The sequence below is a fragment of the Clostridium algifaecis genome (genome assembly GCF_017874415.1).
Classification (GTDB): Bacteria; Bacillota; Clostridia; order Clostridiales; family Clostridiaceae; genus Clostridium_B; species Clostridium_B algifaecis.
In genome coordinates this window covers 1-15,332 of the sequence record NZ_JAGGLM010000033.1, presented here as the reverse complement: position 1 = coordinate 15,332, position 15,332 = coordinate 1, and the positions used below count along the sequence as shown (strand labels likewise).

The 15,332-nt window shown below is 31.1% G+C and carries 11 protein-coding genes, 3 tRNA genes, 1 rRNA gene and 1 other annotated feature; all 15 genes read left to right on the top strand.

The genetic code is table 11. The features are described from left to right. The first annotated feature begins 19 nt into the window (after positions 1 to 19). Positions 20 to 95 (top strand) — tRNA-Met (locus J2Z42_RS13925). 358 nt (positions 96 to 453) lie between these two features. Next, a complete protein-coding gene (gene spoIIE, locus J2Z42_RS13920; protein ID WP_209703371.1) occupies positions 454 to 2,841 on the top strand; it encodes a stage II sporulation protein E in 2,388 nt (795 codons plus the stop codon). Between the two features lie 103 nt (positions 2,842 to 2,944). Further along, complete coding sequence (gene tilS / locus J2Z42_RS13915) at positions 2,945 to 4,324, top strand: tRNA lysidine(34) synthetase TilS (RefSeq protein ID WP_209703370.1); 1,380 nt, start codon at positions 2,945 to 2,947, stop codon at positions 4,322 to 4,324. A 3-nt stretch (positions 4,325 to 4,327) separates the two neighbouring features. Next, positions 4,328 to 4,873: a hypoxanthine phosphoribosyltransferase gene (hpt, locus tag J2Z42_RS13910; protein WP_209703369.1), complete on the top strand. Its 546-nt coding sequence runs from the start codon at positions 4,328 to 4,330 to the stop codon at positions 4,871 to 4,873. 78 nt (positions 4,874 to 4,951) lie between these two features. Continuing rightward, positions 4,952 to 6,754, top strand: coding sequence for an ATP-dependent zinc metalloprotease FtsH (gene ftsH, locus J2Z42_RS13905; protein ID WP_209703368.1), 1,803 nt, complete (start codon positions 4,952 to 4,954; stop codon positions 6,752 to 6,754). 119 nt (positions 6,755 to 6,873) lie between these two features. Continuing rightward, positions 6,874 to 7,263: a thioesterase family protein gene (locus J2Z42_RS13900; RefSeq protein WP_209703367.1), complete on the top strand. Its 390-nt coding sequence runs from the start codon at positions 6,874 to 6,876 to the stop codon at positions 7,261 to 7,263. Positions 7,264 to 7,442: 179 nt separating this feature from the next. After that, positions 7,443 to 8,234: a type III pantothenate kinase gene (locus tag J2Z42_RS13895; protein WP_209703366.1), complete on the top strand. Its 792-nt coding sequence runs from the start codon at positions 7,443 to 7,445 to the stop codon at positions 8,232 to 8,234. Then, positions 8,231 to 9,196: a tRNA dihydrouridine synthase DusB gene (gene dusB, locus J2Z42_RS13890; protein WP_209703365.1), complete on the top strand. Its 966-nt coding sequence runs from the start codon at positions 8,231 to 8,233 to the stop codon at positions 9,194 to 9,196. The genes J2Z42_RS13895 and dusB overlap by 4 nt, the downstream gene beginning before the upstream one ends. A 179-nt stretch (positions 9,197 to 9,375) precedes the next feature. Continuing rightward, positions 9,376 to 9,855, top strand: a complete 480-nt coding sequence (gene greA, locus J2Z42_RS13885) for a transcription elongation factor GreA (protein WP_209703364.1) — start codon at positions 9,376 to 9,378, stop codon at positions 9,853 to 9,855. A gap of 16 nt (positions 9,856 to 9,871) precedes the next feature. Next, entirely contained in the window at positions 9,872 to 11,380 is a 1,509-nt protein-coding gene (gene lysS / locus J2Z42_RS13880; RefSeq protein ID WP_209703363.1) for a lysine--tRNA ligase, read from the top strand. A gap of 78 nt (positions 11,381 to 11,458) precedes the next feature. Continuing rightward, positions 11,459 to 11,533, top strand: a tRNA-Asn gene (locus J2Z42_RS13875). 31 nt (positions 11,534 to 11,564) lie between these two features. Next, positions 11,565 to 11,730: a binding site (T-box leader), on the top strand. 78 nt (positions 11,731 to 11,808) lie between these two features. Beyond that, complete coding sequence (locus J2Z42_RS13870) at positions 11,809 to 13,194, top strand: glycine--tRNA ligase (protein WP_209703362.1); 1,386 nt, start codon at positions 11,809 to 11,811, stop codon at positions 13,192 to 13,194. A gap of 364 nt (positions 13,195 to 13,558) precedes the next feature. Beyond that, entirely contained in the window at positions 13,559 to 14,935 is a 1,377-nt protein-coding gene (gene murD / locus J2Z42_RS13865; protein ID WP_209703361.1) for a UDP-N-acetylmuramoyl-L-alanine--D-glutamate ligase, read from the top strand. Positions 14,936 to 15,116: 181 nt separating this feature from the next. Beyond that, a 5S ribosomal RNA gene (gene rrf, locus J2Z42_RS13860) occupies positions 15,117 to 15,233 on the top strand. Between the two features lie 9 nt (positions 15,234 to 15,242). Next, a tRNA-Ile gene (locus tag J2Z42_RS13855) sits at positions 15,243 to 15,319 on the top strand. Positions 15,320 to 15,332 lie beyond the last annotated feature (13 nt).

Below are 15,332 nucleotides of genomic sequence, written 5' to 3'. Positions count from 1 at the left end.
GGTCTTCAGCACCAAATATCGCGGGGTGGAGCAGTTGGTAGCTCGTCGGGCTCATAACCCGAAGGTCGCAGGTTCAAGTCCTGCCTCCGCAACCAAATGAATATATGTATATTTTAAAATCTGTAATAATTACAGGTTTTTTTTATTGCATTTTTTTAGATTTCATACTTCTCAAAACAAAATCTTATTGTACTAATAAAATTAGTCACATTGTGGATAATTTTATATAGTGTTTGTTTATAAAATTTATTACCATTATAATATTGCCCTATAAGCGACATATAAAAATAATTGATGTAATTCTTATGAATATAATTGTCTAAAATAAAGATTCCTAAAAAACTTAGAAATAAATGTCCTAAAAAAAATATAATCAGGTATTATCTTATGACATTTATTTCCAGATAACATTGATATAATAAAAACAGTTATTTTATAAGGTGGGTGATATTTATGCAATATGGGGTAGAAGTACTTCCCTATGAAAGGTCCATTAAATCAAAAGATGGTAAGAAGAAAAGCAAATTTGAAAATTTACCAGATACATTAAGGACTATATCTTATTTTTTAGCTGCATTCCTGGTAGGGCGAGTTATGTTGGTAAATTTAATGGCTCCTTTTGGAATAGCATTTCTTGCTGCTATTATAGTATCAGAAAAAAGAAAAATTATATTTTTATCAGCTTTGGGAACATTATTGGGGTATTTATCTATGTATGGAAATATAAAATATCTCACTATGTACTGTACTATAACTGTTACACTATCAATTATAGGCTATTTGTTAAAAGATATGAGTAAAAATAGAGAGATTATACTATTATTTTCTTGTATTTTTATCGAAATATTGTTCTATAAATTTTTAATAGCCAAATTTTCTTTCTCAGTAGCACTCTTTAATTCATTTTTTGAAGTGTTATGTATATTCCCATTATATTTTATTATTAACTATTCAATAATATGCCTTAGACAATTAAAAACAAGACATTTGTATAACAGTGAAGAGATAATTAGTATGGCAGTAACTATGTCTTTTGTAATTTCAGGCACCTGGGGAATTTCATTATATGGAGTATCTTTTAGAAACATAATAGCTCTAAGTTTTGTACTTATACTTGGATATGTAAAAGGTAGTGCACAGGGTGCAGCTTGTGGAGTCGCAATGGGAACTATCATAGGTATGAGCTCAAGCGACATGATTACATATATTGCAGTTTATGGATTGTGCGGACTTATTTCTGGCGTATTTAGGGAAACTGGAAAATGTATGAGTGCATGTTCTTATATAGTTGTTTTTGTAATATTAAAATTGTATTCTAACATAGGAGTCCAATTTAAAATTACAGAAATATTAATAAGTTGTGCTATATTTATGGTAATTCCAAAAAAGGTTTATAAGGATATGGAAATTGAATTAGACTGGCAAAAAAAGAGAGAACATCAAAAGGAAAACTATGCTGAAAAAATAAAAGCTGTATTGGTCAAGAGACTGGAAAATTTTGCAGAAGTACTTACAGATATATCATCAACTCTTGAAAAACTGGCGGATAATGATAAGCTTGCCATGAAAAATAAAAGTAGTGCTTTAGTTGAAAATTTAGAAGACAGGGTTTGCTCTAACTGTTCTATGAGAACGCTGTGCTGGAGAAGAGAAGGATATAATACTTACAATATGTTTGTAGAGATTATACAAAATTATCAAGAGAACAAAAAGGTTATTCCGGTAGAGTTGGGCAAAAAATGTATAAAAAGGACAATACTCATGGATAGTACACAGGATATTGTAAATAACTATATTATAAGTGAAATGTGGAGAAATAGATTAAGTGAATGCAGGGAACTTTTGGGAACACAGATAGGTAATATGAGTAGTTCTGTATCAGAGATAGTAGACGAGTTCGATACGGACATAAAATTTAATCCTGACATAGAAAATGATATTAGAAGAATACTCACGAAAAATAAAATACATTATAGAGATATATTCTGTTTTAATAATAAAAATAATCATCTGATAATAAAAATGTCAATGGATGCCTGCGGTGGGAGGCAGAAATGTATAAAAGAAGTATTACCATTTATAAATAATGTTACAGGAAAATTAATGTGTATAAGCGAAGAAGGATGCAAAATAGATACACAAATTAAAACATGTAGTGTAACTTTTGAAGAGACACCTAAATTTCATGTAGCAGCTTATGCAAATAGAATTTGTAAAGATGGTGAAAAATATAATGGAGACAGCTATACCTGTACAAATCTGCCAGATGGAAGCTATATGTCTATAATAAGTGATGGAATGGGATCAGGACCGCAAGCAAGGAAAGAAAGTAGTGCTGCGGTAGAACTCATAGAAAAGTTTACAACAGCTGGTTTTAATAAACTTACGGCTATAAATACGGTAAATTCTATTATGAGTATTAAATTTACAGAAGATGAGAAGTTTTCAACATTGGATTTGAACAGTATCGATTTATATAAAGGTGAAGCTGATTTTATGAAAGTTGGGGCAGCAGCCAGTTTTATAAAAAGAGATGATAGTATAGACATTATAAAATCTAAAACATTACCTATAGGGGTACTGGATAAACCCGACATAGAAATAATAAACAAAAGGGTATTAAGTGGAGATTTTATAATAATGGTTAGTGATGGGATATTAGATTATAACAGTGAGGTAGCAGGAAGCTGCGACTGGATAGTAAGATTTCTTAAGGATATTAAGTGTAATGATCCTAAAGAAATAAGCGAAAAAATTATAAATAAGGCAAAGGAATTATCAAGTGGGAAAATAAAAGATGACATGACAGTAATAGTAGAAAGAATATACAGTCTTTATTAAATGCAGGCAAAACTGTACTTATAATTAATCACAAATTATATTATAGTTATGCTATAATATAATATATTATTTCTAAGTAAATTGTTTTTAGGAAGTGTTTGTTTTGATAGAAACTGTACTTGATACTATAGAAAGTAATAATATGTTTGATAAGGGAGATAAAGTGGTTGTGGCTGTATCAGGAGGACCTGACTCGCTGTGTTTGCTGCATATCTTGCATACGTTTGAAGATAAACTTGGTATAAAATTATATGCAGCTCATTTAAATCATTGCCTTAGAGGAAAAGAAGCAGATGCAGATGAAGAATTTGTAAAGAACTTTTGCAAAAGCATAAATGTTGAATTTAGAAGCAAAAGGGTAGATGTAGGTGAAATCGCAAAAAGAAAAAACTTATCTTGTGAAAGTACAGGAAGAAAAATAAGATATGAGTTTTTTGATGAAGTTAAAAATGATATAGGCGGAAATAAAATAGCTATTGCACACAATGCAAATGATCAGGCTGAAACTATATTAATGAGAATTATAAGAGGTTCGGGGCTTGATGGACTTACAGGCATAAAAGCTGTAAGAGATCATATATTTGTAAGACCGCTTATAAACACTACAAGATTTGAAATCGAGAAGTATTGTGCTAAAAATGAATTGAAGCCAAGAATAGATAAAACTAATTTTGAAACTATATATTCCAGGAATAAGATAAGGCTGGAACTCATACCGTATATTCAAAAAAATTTCAATAGAGATATAATAACTACTTTAGACAGGCTATCGCAAACTATTAAAGTGGATAATGATTATTTAAATGCTATTTCAAGAGAAAAACTTAAAAAATATTGTGATATAACCCAAGAAAAGGTTATAATATCTAAAGAGGCATTTTTAGAAAATAAGGCAGTAATATCTAGAATGTTGAGATTATGCTTAAAAGAGGTAAGTGGAAGCTTGCAGGACTTTGAAAAAGTTCATATTGAGAATATAATGCATATTCAGCATCATTCCACAGGAAAAAAAATTATGCTCCCAAATAATATATATGTATTAAATGATTATGGCAATATAATTATAAAAAAGAATATAAAAAAGAATATAAAAAGGATTAATAAATATAAATTATATAAAGGAAATAATTATATTTCTGATTATAATTGTAATATATATGTAGAATTTAATTGCAAAAGGAATGTTAAAAATAAAAATAAATTTATTCAATACTTTGATCAAGATAAGATAAAAGGAGATATAATATTACGCAATAGGGAAGAAGGGGATAGATTTACACCACTTGGAATGAAAGGAAGCAAAAAATTAAAAAGTATGTTTATAGATTTAAAAGTATCCAAGGAAAAAAGAGACGATATTCCACTCATATGTTTTGGAGAATATATAGGATGGCTAGTTGGATATAGAATAAGTGAACTTTTTAAAGTTGATAAAAATACGGAAAATATTGTAGCTATAAAGTTTGAAAGTGAGGAAATTTAAACAATGCATGATATGAGTGATGATATCCAGGAAGTACTTATTAGCAGTGATAAAATAAAAAAGAGGGTTGAAGAATTAGGACAGCAAATTAGTAAGGATTATGCAGGGAAAGATTTAATACTTGTTGGTATATTGAAAGGTTCAGTCCCATTTATGGCTGACTTATTAAGACAAATAACTATTCCATGCACAATGGATTTTATGGCTGTTTCGAGTTATGGAAATTCAAGTAAAAGTTCAGGGGTAGTTAGAATATTAAAGGATTTAGATTCCGAAATTGAAAACAAGCACATATTAATAGTTGAAGACATAATAGACTCAGGTACTACACTTTCATATCTTGTAGATTATTTAAAAGGTAGAAAAGCTGATAGTATAGAAATAGCATGTCTTCTAAATAAGGAAGAAGCTAGAAAAGTAAAAATTGATGCAAAATACATAGGATTTCAGGTTCCTGACTACTTTTTAGTAGGATTTGGGTTAGACTATGGTGAAAAATATAGAAATTTTCCCTATGTTGGAATATTAAAGGAGGAAATTTATAAATAATGTTAAAATTCATTGTAAAGGAATTTTGCTTATGATACAATTTTACAGTGTAAAACTACAAAGAGAGGGGGGCCTTTAATGAAAAAAATTTCAAGTGCAACGGCCTGGGTAGTAATTTTTGTATTCGTAATTCTAGCAGCATTACTGCTTGTAAGAACTAATCAAAGTTCAACTTCTATTAGTTTTAATGAATTTCAAAAATATTGGTTGAATAATAATGTAAACAGTTTTCAACTTAAGGAAGATAAGATGACAGTTGATGGTAGTCTAAAAAATGGTACCCAATATGAGACAGTAGTACCATCAGAAAGATTATTTCAGTTTATAGGGCAGCATCCTAAAGATGGTCAGGTTAAGGAAATGTATGTAAAACCAGCTACAATTCCTATGTGGGTACAATATTTGCCTACAGTTTTATTAATACTTGTGCTGGTAGCTTTTTGGTTTATGTTTATGCAGCAATCTCAGGGCGGTGGAGGAAATCGAGGGGTTATGAACTTCGGTAAAAGTAGAGCTAAGATGGCCACGCCAGATAAAAAGAAGGTTACGTTTGATGATGTAGCTGGAGCAGATGAAGAAAAGCAGGAACTTGCGGAGATTGTTGATTTCTTAAAACAGCCTAAGAAATACATAGAGATGGGCGCTAGAATACCTAAAGGAGTTTTGCTTGTAGGGCCTCCAGGCACCGGTAAAACATTACTTGCAAAGGCTATATCGGGAGAAGCTGGAGTTCCATTCTTTAGTATATCCGGTTCAGATTTTGTGGAAATGTTTGTTGGTGTAGGTGCTTCAAGAGTTAGAGATTTATTTGATCAGGCAAAGAAAAATTCGCCTTGTATAGTTTTTATTGATGAAATAGATGCAGTTGGAAGGCAAAGAGGAGCAGGTCTTGGTGGAGGACATGATGAAAGAGAACAAACTTTGAATCAACTATTAGTTGAGATGGATGGTTTTGGTGAAAATGAAGGTATAATTATGATAGCGGCAACAAATAGACCTGACATATTGGACCCTGCATTATTAAGACCAGGGAGATTTGACAGACAAATAGTAGTAGGAGCTCCAGATGTAAAGGGAAGAGAAGCTATACTCAAAGTTCATTCTAAAAATAAACATCTTGAGGACGAAGTAAAATTAGATGTATTAGCAAAAAGAACACCTGGATTTACAGGAGCAGATTTGGAAAATTTAATGAATGAATCGGCACTTCTCGCTGTTAGAAAAAGTAAACATATAATTGGAATGGAAGAGCTTGAAGAAGCAGTAACTAGGGTTATTGCAGGACCTGAAAAAAAGAGCAGAGTAATAGATGAGGAAGACAGAAAAATTACTGCTTATCATGAGGCAGGCCATGCAGTTGTTATGCAGCTTTTACCTACAGCAGATCCAGTCCATGAAATAAGTATAATACCAAGAGGAATGGCAGGAGGATATACAATGCATCTTCCAGAAAAAGATACTTCATATATGTCAAAGACAAAACTTGAAGATGAAATTGTAGGACTTCTTGGTGGAAGAGTAGCTGAAAAACTTATAATAGGAGATATAAGTACAGGAGCTAAAAATGATATTGACAGGGCTACAACTATTGCAAGAAAAATGGTAATGGATTATGGAATGAGTGATATTGGACCTATAGCATTTGGTTCAGGTCATGATGAGGTATTTTTGGGTAGAGACCTTGGTAAAGGAAGAACATTTAGTGAAGAGGTAGCTTTTGAAATTGACAAGGAAATAAGAAAATTAATTGAAGATAGCTACAAAAAAGCTGAAAAGCTGTTATCTGAAAATATAAACAAACTTCATGCTGTAGCAAAAGCATTACTTGAAAAAGAAAAAATAGATGCAAATGAATTTAAAATTATATTTAATGAAGCATAAATTTTATCCACTCTATGAGTTACATGGAGTGGATAATTTTTTTTTATTAAAAAGTATGTTAAAAATTAGATAATTACTATATAATATAGATAATAATTAAAAAGAAATGAGATGATTTAATGGAATTAAATTTAAAAGAAGGAACTGTACTTACTAAGGAAACAAAAGTTTCAGAAAATGACACTGCTATAAAAATGGGATCAGGTGATTTGGAAGTATATGCAACACCATCAATGATAGCACTTATGGAAAATGTAGCTAAAAGTTCAGTAATAAATGAATTGCCACAGGGCTATACTACAGTTGGTATAGAAATGGATGTTAAGCATGTTAAATCTTCACCTGTAGGAGCAAAGATAACATGCAAAGCTACACTTACTAAGGTTGATAGAAAAAAATTATTTTTTGATGTAGAAGCACAGGACGATAAAGGCGTTATAGGGACAGGATCCCACATTAGGTATATAGTAAATAGTCATGACTTTATGGAAAAAACAAAGAATAGTTAAATAAAAATTTAACATAATTGTTTGATGCATAATGCTCTTGACAAATAAAATTTTATTGTTACAATTAAGATGTTAATTGACAATACAGTGTAAATTAGGGCAGCTTTAGAGCTGCTCTTTAATTATTTAACTTTAATATATTATGTTTGTATTAGTTTTATTAAAGGTGGTGTTACTTAATGATTTTAGTTTTAGATGTTGGAAATACTAATATTGTAATTGGAATTTATGACGATAATGATCTTGTATCTGTATGGAGGTTATCTACAGATTCGAAGAGGACAGCAGATGAATATGGTATTCAGGTAATTGAACTTTTTAAAAAGAATAATCTAAATCCATTAGATATAAAAGGAGCTATAATTTCTTCTGTTGTTCCAAATATAATGTATTCTCTTGAACATATGATAATAAAATATTTTAAAGTTATGCCTATTGTAGTTGGACCTGGAGTAAAAACAGGGATAAATGTAAAATATGATAATCCAAGAGAAGTTGGAGCTGATAGAATAGTAAATGCAGTTGCAGCGCATGAGATATATAAAAGAGCTGCAATTATAATAGATTTTGGTACGGCTACTACATTTTGTGCATTAACAGCTAAAGGTAATTATTTAGGAGGAACTATCTGCCCGGGCGTTCAGATATCTTCAGATGCATTATTTGAAAGGGCAGCCAAGCTTCCGAGGGTAGAGCTTGTAAAACCTAAAAATATAATATGTAAGAATACTGTTACAAGTATACAAGCGGGAATAGTATATGGATATGTAGGGCAAGTTGAGTACATAATAAATAAAATGAAAGAAGAAATGATGGAATGTGGAGAAGAGGAACCATTTGTAGTAGCCACAGGAGGACTTGCAAAGTTGATAAATGAAGAATCAGGTTCTATAGATATAATAGATCCAATATTAACTTTAACAGGACTTAGAATAATTTACTATAAGAACAGGGAGTATGTACTCAAATGAAAATAGGAAATTTACAGTTTGAAAATAATATATTTCTAGCTCCTATGGCTGGAGTTACAGATATTGCATTTAGAGAATTGTGCAAAGAGCAGGGCTGCGGGCTTACCTATACAGAAATGGTAAGTTCAAAAGCTTTATTTTATGGAAACGATAAGACCAAGGAAATGTTTAATATATCAAAAAAAGAAGAGCCTTCAGCTGTACAGATTTTTGGAAATGATCCACTTATAATGGCAAAATCCTGTGATTTTTTTAATGAAAGGGAAGATATATGCATAGTGGATATAAATATGGGATGTCCTGCTCCTAAGATAATAAAAAATGGTGATGGATCGGCTCTTATGAAAAAACCACAGCTTGCAGAGAATATAGTTAAGGAAGTAAAAAGAGCATCCTCAAAACCTGTTACTGTAAAAATGAGAATAGGGTTTGATTTTGACCATATAAATGTGATAAATTTTGCAAAGAGGATAGAACAATCAGGAGCGGATGCCATAACGGTTCATGGAAGAACCAGCAAGCAGATGTATTCAGGAAAGGCTAATTGGGATATAATAAAACAAGTTAAAGAGGCAGTTAATATACCAGTCATAGGAAATGGAGATATAAAAAGTCCAGAAGATGCAGAAGATAGATTTAAATCATCTGGATGTGACGCAATTATGATTGGGAGAGGAGCAATGGGAAATCCATGGATATTTAAACAAATACTGCAGAAGAAATCAGGGCATATTATTGAGTGTCCAACGGATATAGAAAAGATAGAAATGTGTCTTGAACATTATAAAAGGGATGTATATTATAAAGGTGAGAAGAGAGCCGTACTTGAAATGAGAAAGCATATGAGTTGGTATTTGAAAGGTATTAGAGGAAGTAAAGAAATAAAGGATAAAATAAATTGTGAAAAAGGTATTGAAAATGTTATTGGAATTTTAAAAGAATATGAGAATTCTTTTAAATAATAGTAATCTTAATTTAATCTAGCTAATAGTATATATATGTAAGCAATATATTTATTTTATATTAACATGTTGACATTAAAATAATGCTGTCTTATAATAACTTCAATAATTATTTAATGTAGTATTTATAAAAAAATTATAGGGGTATGATTTTATAAATATTTAAAGGGGAGAATTTAATGAGTGAGTTAAGTGGGCACATAATGACTTATGATGGAGTAAAAAAACTTGAAGATGAACTTGAGTATTTAAGAACGGTTAAGAGGAGAGAGATAACAGAAAAGATTAAATCGGCTCTTTCTTTCGGGGATTTAAGTGAAAATTCAGAATATGATGATGCAAAAAATGATCAGGCATTCATAGAGGGAAGAATAGTACAACTTGAAAATATGTTGAAAAATGTTAGTATAGTAGATGAAAGCGAAATTCAATCGGACATAGTAAGTGTAGGTTCTATTGTGAAAGTTAGAGACTATGATTTTGATGAAGAGGTTGAATACACAATTGTAGGATCTTTAGAAGCAGATCCTGTTAATAATAGGATATCAAGTGAATCACCGGTAGGGAAAAGTTTTTTAGGCAAAAAAACTGGGGATATAGTTGAAGTTCAAATTCCAGACGGATTAAGTAAATATGAAATACTAAGCATAAGAAGATAATTGGAGGCAAGTGTTAATGGCAAATGAAAAGAATAACTTTAATAAACTGGAGCGAAAATTTAATGTACTTATAGAAGAAAGAAGAGAAAAGTTTACTAATTTACAAAATGAGGGCAAAGATCCATTTGAAGTTTATAAAGTAGAGAGAACCCATACTTCAAAACAGATACGAGATAACTATGATGAACTTGAAGGAAAAGAAGTAACTGTTGCTGGAAGGCTGATGTCTAAGAGAGTACATGGAAAAGCAGGATTTTCTGATCTTTATGACAGATATGGCAAAATTCAACTTTATATTAAAATAAATGATGTAGGTGAAGAGAAATTAAAAGAATATAAAACTTATGACATAGGAGATATTCTAGTTATAACAGGAAAGGTATTTAAAACTCAGACAGGTGAAATAACTGTTCATATTGTTGATTTCAAGCTTATAGCAAAGTCTCTAAGACCATTACCTGAAAAGTGGCATGGATTAAAAGATCCAGATTTAAAGTATAGACAAAGATATGTAGATTTAATAATGAATGAGCAGGTAAAAGATACATTCATGAAGAGGACAGCTATTATTAAGGCCATGAGGGAATTCCTGGATAATAAAGATTTTATTGAAGTAGAAACGCCAATACTTTCACCAATAGCAGGTGGTGCAGCAGCTAAGCCTTTTATTACACATCATAATTCACTTGATATGGATATGTATCTTAGGATAGCTACAGAACTTTATCTAAAAAGGCTTATAGTAGGTGGCTTTGAAAAAGTATATGAGATTGGCAAATGCTTTAGAAATGAAGGTATGGATGTAAGACATAATCCTGAATATACATCTATTGAATTATATGAGGCCTTTGCGGATTACAACGATATGATGGAAATTACAGAAAATATGGTAGCTCATATATGCCAAAAAGTTCTTGGTACAACTAAGGTGGTTTATGAAGATACTGAAATAGATTTTAAACCACCATGGAATAGGATAACTATGGTTGATGCTGTTAAAAAATTTGCAAATGTAGATTTTAATGAAATAAAAGACGATGATAAAGCACGTAAAATTGCTGAAGAAAAAAATATTGAACTTAAAAAAGAATTAAAAGATTGTTCAAAGGGCGATATACTAGATGCTATGTTTGAAGAATTTTGTGAAGAAAAATTTATTCAACCTACTTTTGTATTAGATTACCCTGTAGAAGTATCACCTCTTACTAAGAAAAAGAGAGGAAATTCTGAATTTACTGAGAGATTTGAAGGATTTGTATATGGAAGAGAAATATGCAATGCATATTCAGAGTTAAATGATCCTATAGTTCAAAAAGAAAGATTTGTTCAGCAGTTAAAGGAAAGAGAAATGGGTGACGATGAAGCATATATGATGGACGATGATTTTATAAATGCACTTGAAATTGGTATGCCACCAACAGGAGGATTAGGAATAGGTGTAGATAGACTTATAATGTTTTTGACTAACTCATCTTCAATAAGAGATGTCATATTATTCCCTACAATGAAGCCATTACAGCAATAAATTATAATTAATATTCAAAAATATTATATTGTGTTTTGTAACCTGGATGGTATAATAAAATTGTAAGTTTTAAATTGTTCCGTGGTAGCTCAATGGTTGAGCATTCGGCTGTTAACCGAAGGGTTGAAGGTTTGAGTCCTTTCCACGGAGCCATTTATATTGATTATATTGAAAATAAATTTAATATATAGCTGTGAGAAAGAATAGTAATAATGTTTCTTTAAAAGAGAGGCTGTGATTGGTGAAAACAGCTGAAGTCTCATTATGAAAGGAGCTTTTGAGCTATAAATATTTAAAGATGAGCATCTCTGCTAAAAAGGGTGGAACCGCGGATATAATTCGTCCCTTTAAAGAGGCTCTTTTTTTATGTGTGAAAATATTTTACAAATTAAGCCCAATACAAAATCAAAATACAGGAGGAGAAATATATGGATAAGAATATGGATAAGGTTGTTGCACTGGCAAAAAGTAGAGGATTTGTATATCCTGGCTCAGATATATATGGAGGACTCGCAAATACATGGGATTATGGTCCTGTTGGAGTAGAACTAAAAAACAATGTGAAGAAAGCATGGTGGCAGAAATTTGTTCATGATAGTAAACACAATGTAGGAATAGATTGTGCCATACTTATGAATAACGAAGTTTGGAAGGCTTCCGGTCATGTAGGAAATTTTTCAGATCCTCTTATGGATTGTAAGGAATGCAAATCTAGATTTAGAGCGGATAAATTAGTTGAAGAGCATATGACAGCACAAGGAGTAGAAAAAGCTAGTGCAGATGGCTGGAGCAACGAAAAACTAGAAAAATACATAAAAGATAATAATATAGTTTGTCCTAATTGTGGGAAAAGCAACTTTACAGACATAAGACAATTCAATCTTATGTTTAAAACTTATCAGGGTGTAACTGATGATACCAAATCAGAAATATACTTAAGACCTGAAACAGCACAGGGTATATTTGTAAACTTTAAAAATGTACAAAGAACAAGTAGAAAAAAAATACCCTTTGGAATAGCGCAGATAGGAAAATCTTTTAGAAATGAAATTACTCCAGGAAATTTTACTTTTAGAACAAGAGAATTTGAACAGATGGAACTTGAATTTTTTTGCAAACCAGGCACAGATTTAGAATGGCATAGTTACTGGAAGGATTATTGCTGGAATTTCTTAATTAGTTTAGGACTTAAAAAGGAAAATATACGATTCAGAGATCATGAGAAAGAGGAACTCTCTCACTATAGTAGTGCTACCTCCGATATTGAATATTTATTTCCATTTGGATGGGGGGAACTTTGGGGTATTGCAGATAGAACGGATTATGATTTGAAACAACATCAGGAACATTCAGGAAAAGATATGACATATCTTGATCCAACAACTCATGAAAAATTTGTTCCATACTGTATAGAACCTTCAGTTGGAGCAGATAGAGCAGTACTTGCTTTCTTAGTTGATGCTTATGATGAGGAAGAACTTGAAGGTGGAGATACAAGAATAGTTATGCATTTCCATCCAGCTATAGCACCATTTAAAGCGGCAGTACTTCCGTTAACTAAAAAATTATCTGAAAAGGCTTCAGAAGTTTATGATCTTTTAAGAAACGATTTTAATATAGATTACGATGAAGCAGGAAGTATTGGAAAGAGATATAGAAGAGAAGATGAAATTGGAATACCTTACTGTATAACAATTGACTTTGATACGCTTGAAGACAATACTGTTACTGTAAGAGATAGAGACACTATGGATCAATTCAGAATAAAAGTAGAAGAACTCAATAAATTCCTTAAAGAAAAAGTAGAATTTTAGATAGAATTTTTAATAAAGCAAAACCACTCATAAAAATGAGTGGTTTTGCTTGTACAAAAAAATTACCGGATGTTACGACATCCGGTAAAATAGGGTTTAATCATGGGGATATGTTATATGTTTAATTAAAACTTGGGGAATTATATTAATGTTTCCTTACGGCACAGTAATAGTATAACATACAGTAAGAATAATTTTCAATAGATAAATATAAAATTTTTAAATTAAGTATTTTCTCATAATTTAGACTTTATTTGATAAAATATTGGAGAATTTTATATATAAAAAACAGTACAATGGTGAAATAGAAGTGATATAATGAATTGAAAAGATTATAGGAATAGTTTATTTTGGAGGTTTTTTGATGAAGGATGATTTTAGAAATTTTAAAAGGTTTATAAATGGTAAAAAGACAGCAGTAGTTGGTATTGGGATAAGCAATAAACCTTTGATAGATTTTTTGATAAAATTGGGAGCACAGGTAAGTGCTTTTGATAAAAAGAATGAAAACCAGATAGGAGAATATGCTAAGAAATTAAAAGACAATGGAGTAAAGCTTGTATTAGGACAAAATTATCTGGAAGATTTAAATAATTTTGATGTAATATTTAAAACACCATCTATGAGAATAGATAGTCCTGCGTTGACAGCAGAAAAAAATAAAGGTGCATATATAACTTCAGAAATTGAAGAATTTATTAAATACTGTCCAGCTAAAATATATGGTGTTACAGGAAGCGATGGAAAAACTACTACAACTACTCTTATATATAGTATTTTGAAGGAAGAAGGATATAAAAGCTGGGTTGGAGGAAACATAGGCATACCGCTATTTTCTAAAATAGAAGAAATAAAATCTGATGATAAAGTAGTTCTCGAGCTTTCAAGTTTTCAGCTTATGGGAATGGATGTGTCACCAGAGGTAGCAGTAGTTACAAATATAAGTCCAAATCATCTTGATATACACAAAGACATGGAAGAATACGTAAATGCAAAGAAAAATATATTCAAACATCAAAGCAGTAATGATTTGGTAATTCTTAATAAAGATAATGAGTATACTAATTCCATGGTAAAAGAAGCTATTGGCAGAATAAAACAGTTTAGTATCAAAGATGAATTGAAGTCTGGTGGATGCTTAAAAGGGGATACGTTGTATATTGATGGAATTGAAGTATGTAAAACAAATGAAATTAAGCTTATGGGAATGCATAATGTTGCGAATTTTTTAACTGCGTTTGCAGCAGTTAAAGATGATGTAAGCATACAAAGTATGAAAAAGGTTGCTACTACATTTCAAGGAGTAGAACACAGGTGTGAGTTTGTGAGAGAATTAGAAGGAGTAAAATATTACAATGATTCTATAGCTACAAGTCCAACTAGAGTACTTGCAGGACTTAAGGCTTTTGATAGACCTGTTATACTTATAGCAGGTGGATATGATAAGAAGATTCCTTTTGATATACTTGCAGAAGAAGGATATTCAAAGATAAAGACTTTAATTTTGATGGGAGATACAAAGGATAAAATACTTGAAGCTTTTCATAAGTTAAAAGAAGAAAAGAATATTGAAGTTAAAATAATTTTAGCAGATTCACTTGAAGATGCTGTTAATAAAGCAAATAAAATAGCCACTAAAGGCGATATAGTTACCCTTTCTCCTGCATGTGCAAGCTTTGATGCATATCCAAACTTTGAAGCTAGAGGCAATGAGTTTAAAAAATTAATAAACAAATTATAATGTTCAGGTCATTTAAAAGACGTTTTCTTATCAAAGTAAGAATGTTTTTTATATGACCGTTTTTTATAGTTTCTCATTATTATGCATATGATAAAAAAAGTTTAAAAAAGTATTGACAGTTAGATAAAAAGAACGTATAATGTAAAACTGTAATGACAAACAACAAGCAGTTTATTTAATATCTGGTGGTAATGACGTGAAGGTAACACTCCTTCCCATTCCGAACAGGCAGGTTAAGCTTCATTGTGCCGAAAGTACTGCAGGGGAGGCCCTGTGGAAGGTTAGGTAGTCGCCAGGTTTAAAATATGGATCTTTAGCTCAGTTGGTTAGAGCAACCGGCTCATAACCGGTAGGTCTGGGGTTCGAGTCCCTGAAGGTCCACCATATTTGGGGGTAT

What these genes read in the sequence shown, in the direction of transcription:
- spoIIE (WP_209703371.1), top strand. Translation starts at nt 454, where the DNA reads ATGCAATATGGGGTAGAAGTACTTCCCTATGAAAGGTCCATTAAATCA.
- hpt (WP_209703369.1), top strand. Translation starts at nt 4,328, where the DNA reads ATGCATGATATGAGTGATGATATCCAGGAAGTACTTATTAGCAGTGAT.
- ftsH (WP_209703368.1), top strand. Translation starts at nt 4,952, where the DNA reads ATGAAAAAAATTTCAAGTGCAACGGCCTGGGTAGTAATTTTTGTATTC.
- J2Z42_RS13900 (WP_209703367.1), top strand. Translation starts at nt 6,874, where the DNA reads ATGGAATTAAATTTAAAAGAAGGAACTGTACTTACTAAGGAAACAAAA.
- J2Z42_RS13895 (WP_209703366.1), top strand. Translation starts at nt 7,443, where the DNA reads ATGATTTTAGTTTTAGATGTTGGAAATACTAATATTGTAATTGGAATT.
- dusB (WP_209703365.1), top strand. Translation starts at nt 8,231, where the DNA reads ATGAAAATAGGAAATTTACAGTTTGAAAATAATATATTTCTAGCTCCT.
- greA (WP_209703364.1), top strand. Translation starts at nt 9,376, where the DNA reads ATGAGTGAGTTAAGTGGGCACATAATGACTTATGATGGAGTAAAAAAA.
- lysS (WP_209703363.1), top strand. Translation starts at nt 9,872, where the DNA reads ATGGCAAATGAAAAGAATAACTTTAATAAACTGGAGCGAAAATTTAAT.
- J2Z42_RS13870 (WP_209703362.1), top strand. Translation starts at nt 11,809, where the DNA reads ATGGATAAGAATATGGATAAGGTTGTTGCACTGGCAAAAAGTAGAGGA.
- murD (WP_209703361.1), top strand. Translation starts at nt 13,559, where the DNA reads ATGAAGGATGATTTTAGAAATTTTAAAAGGTTTATAAATGGTAAAAAG.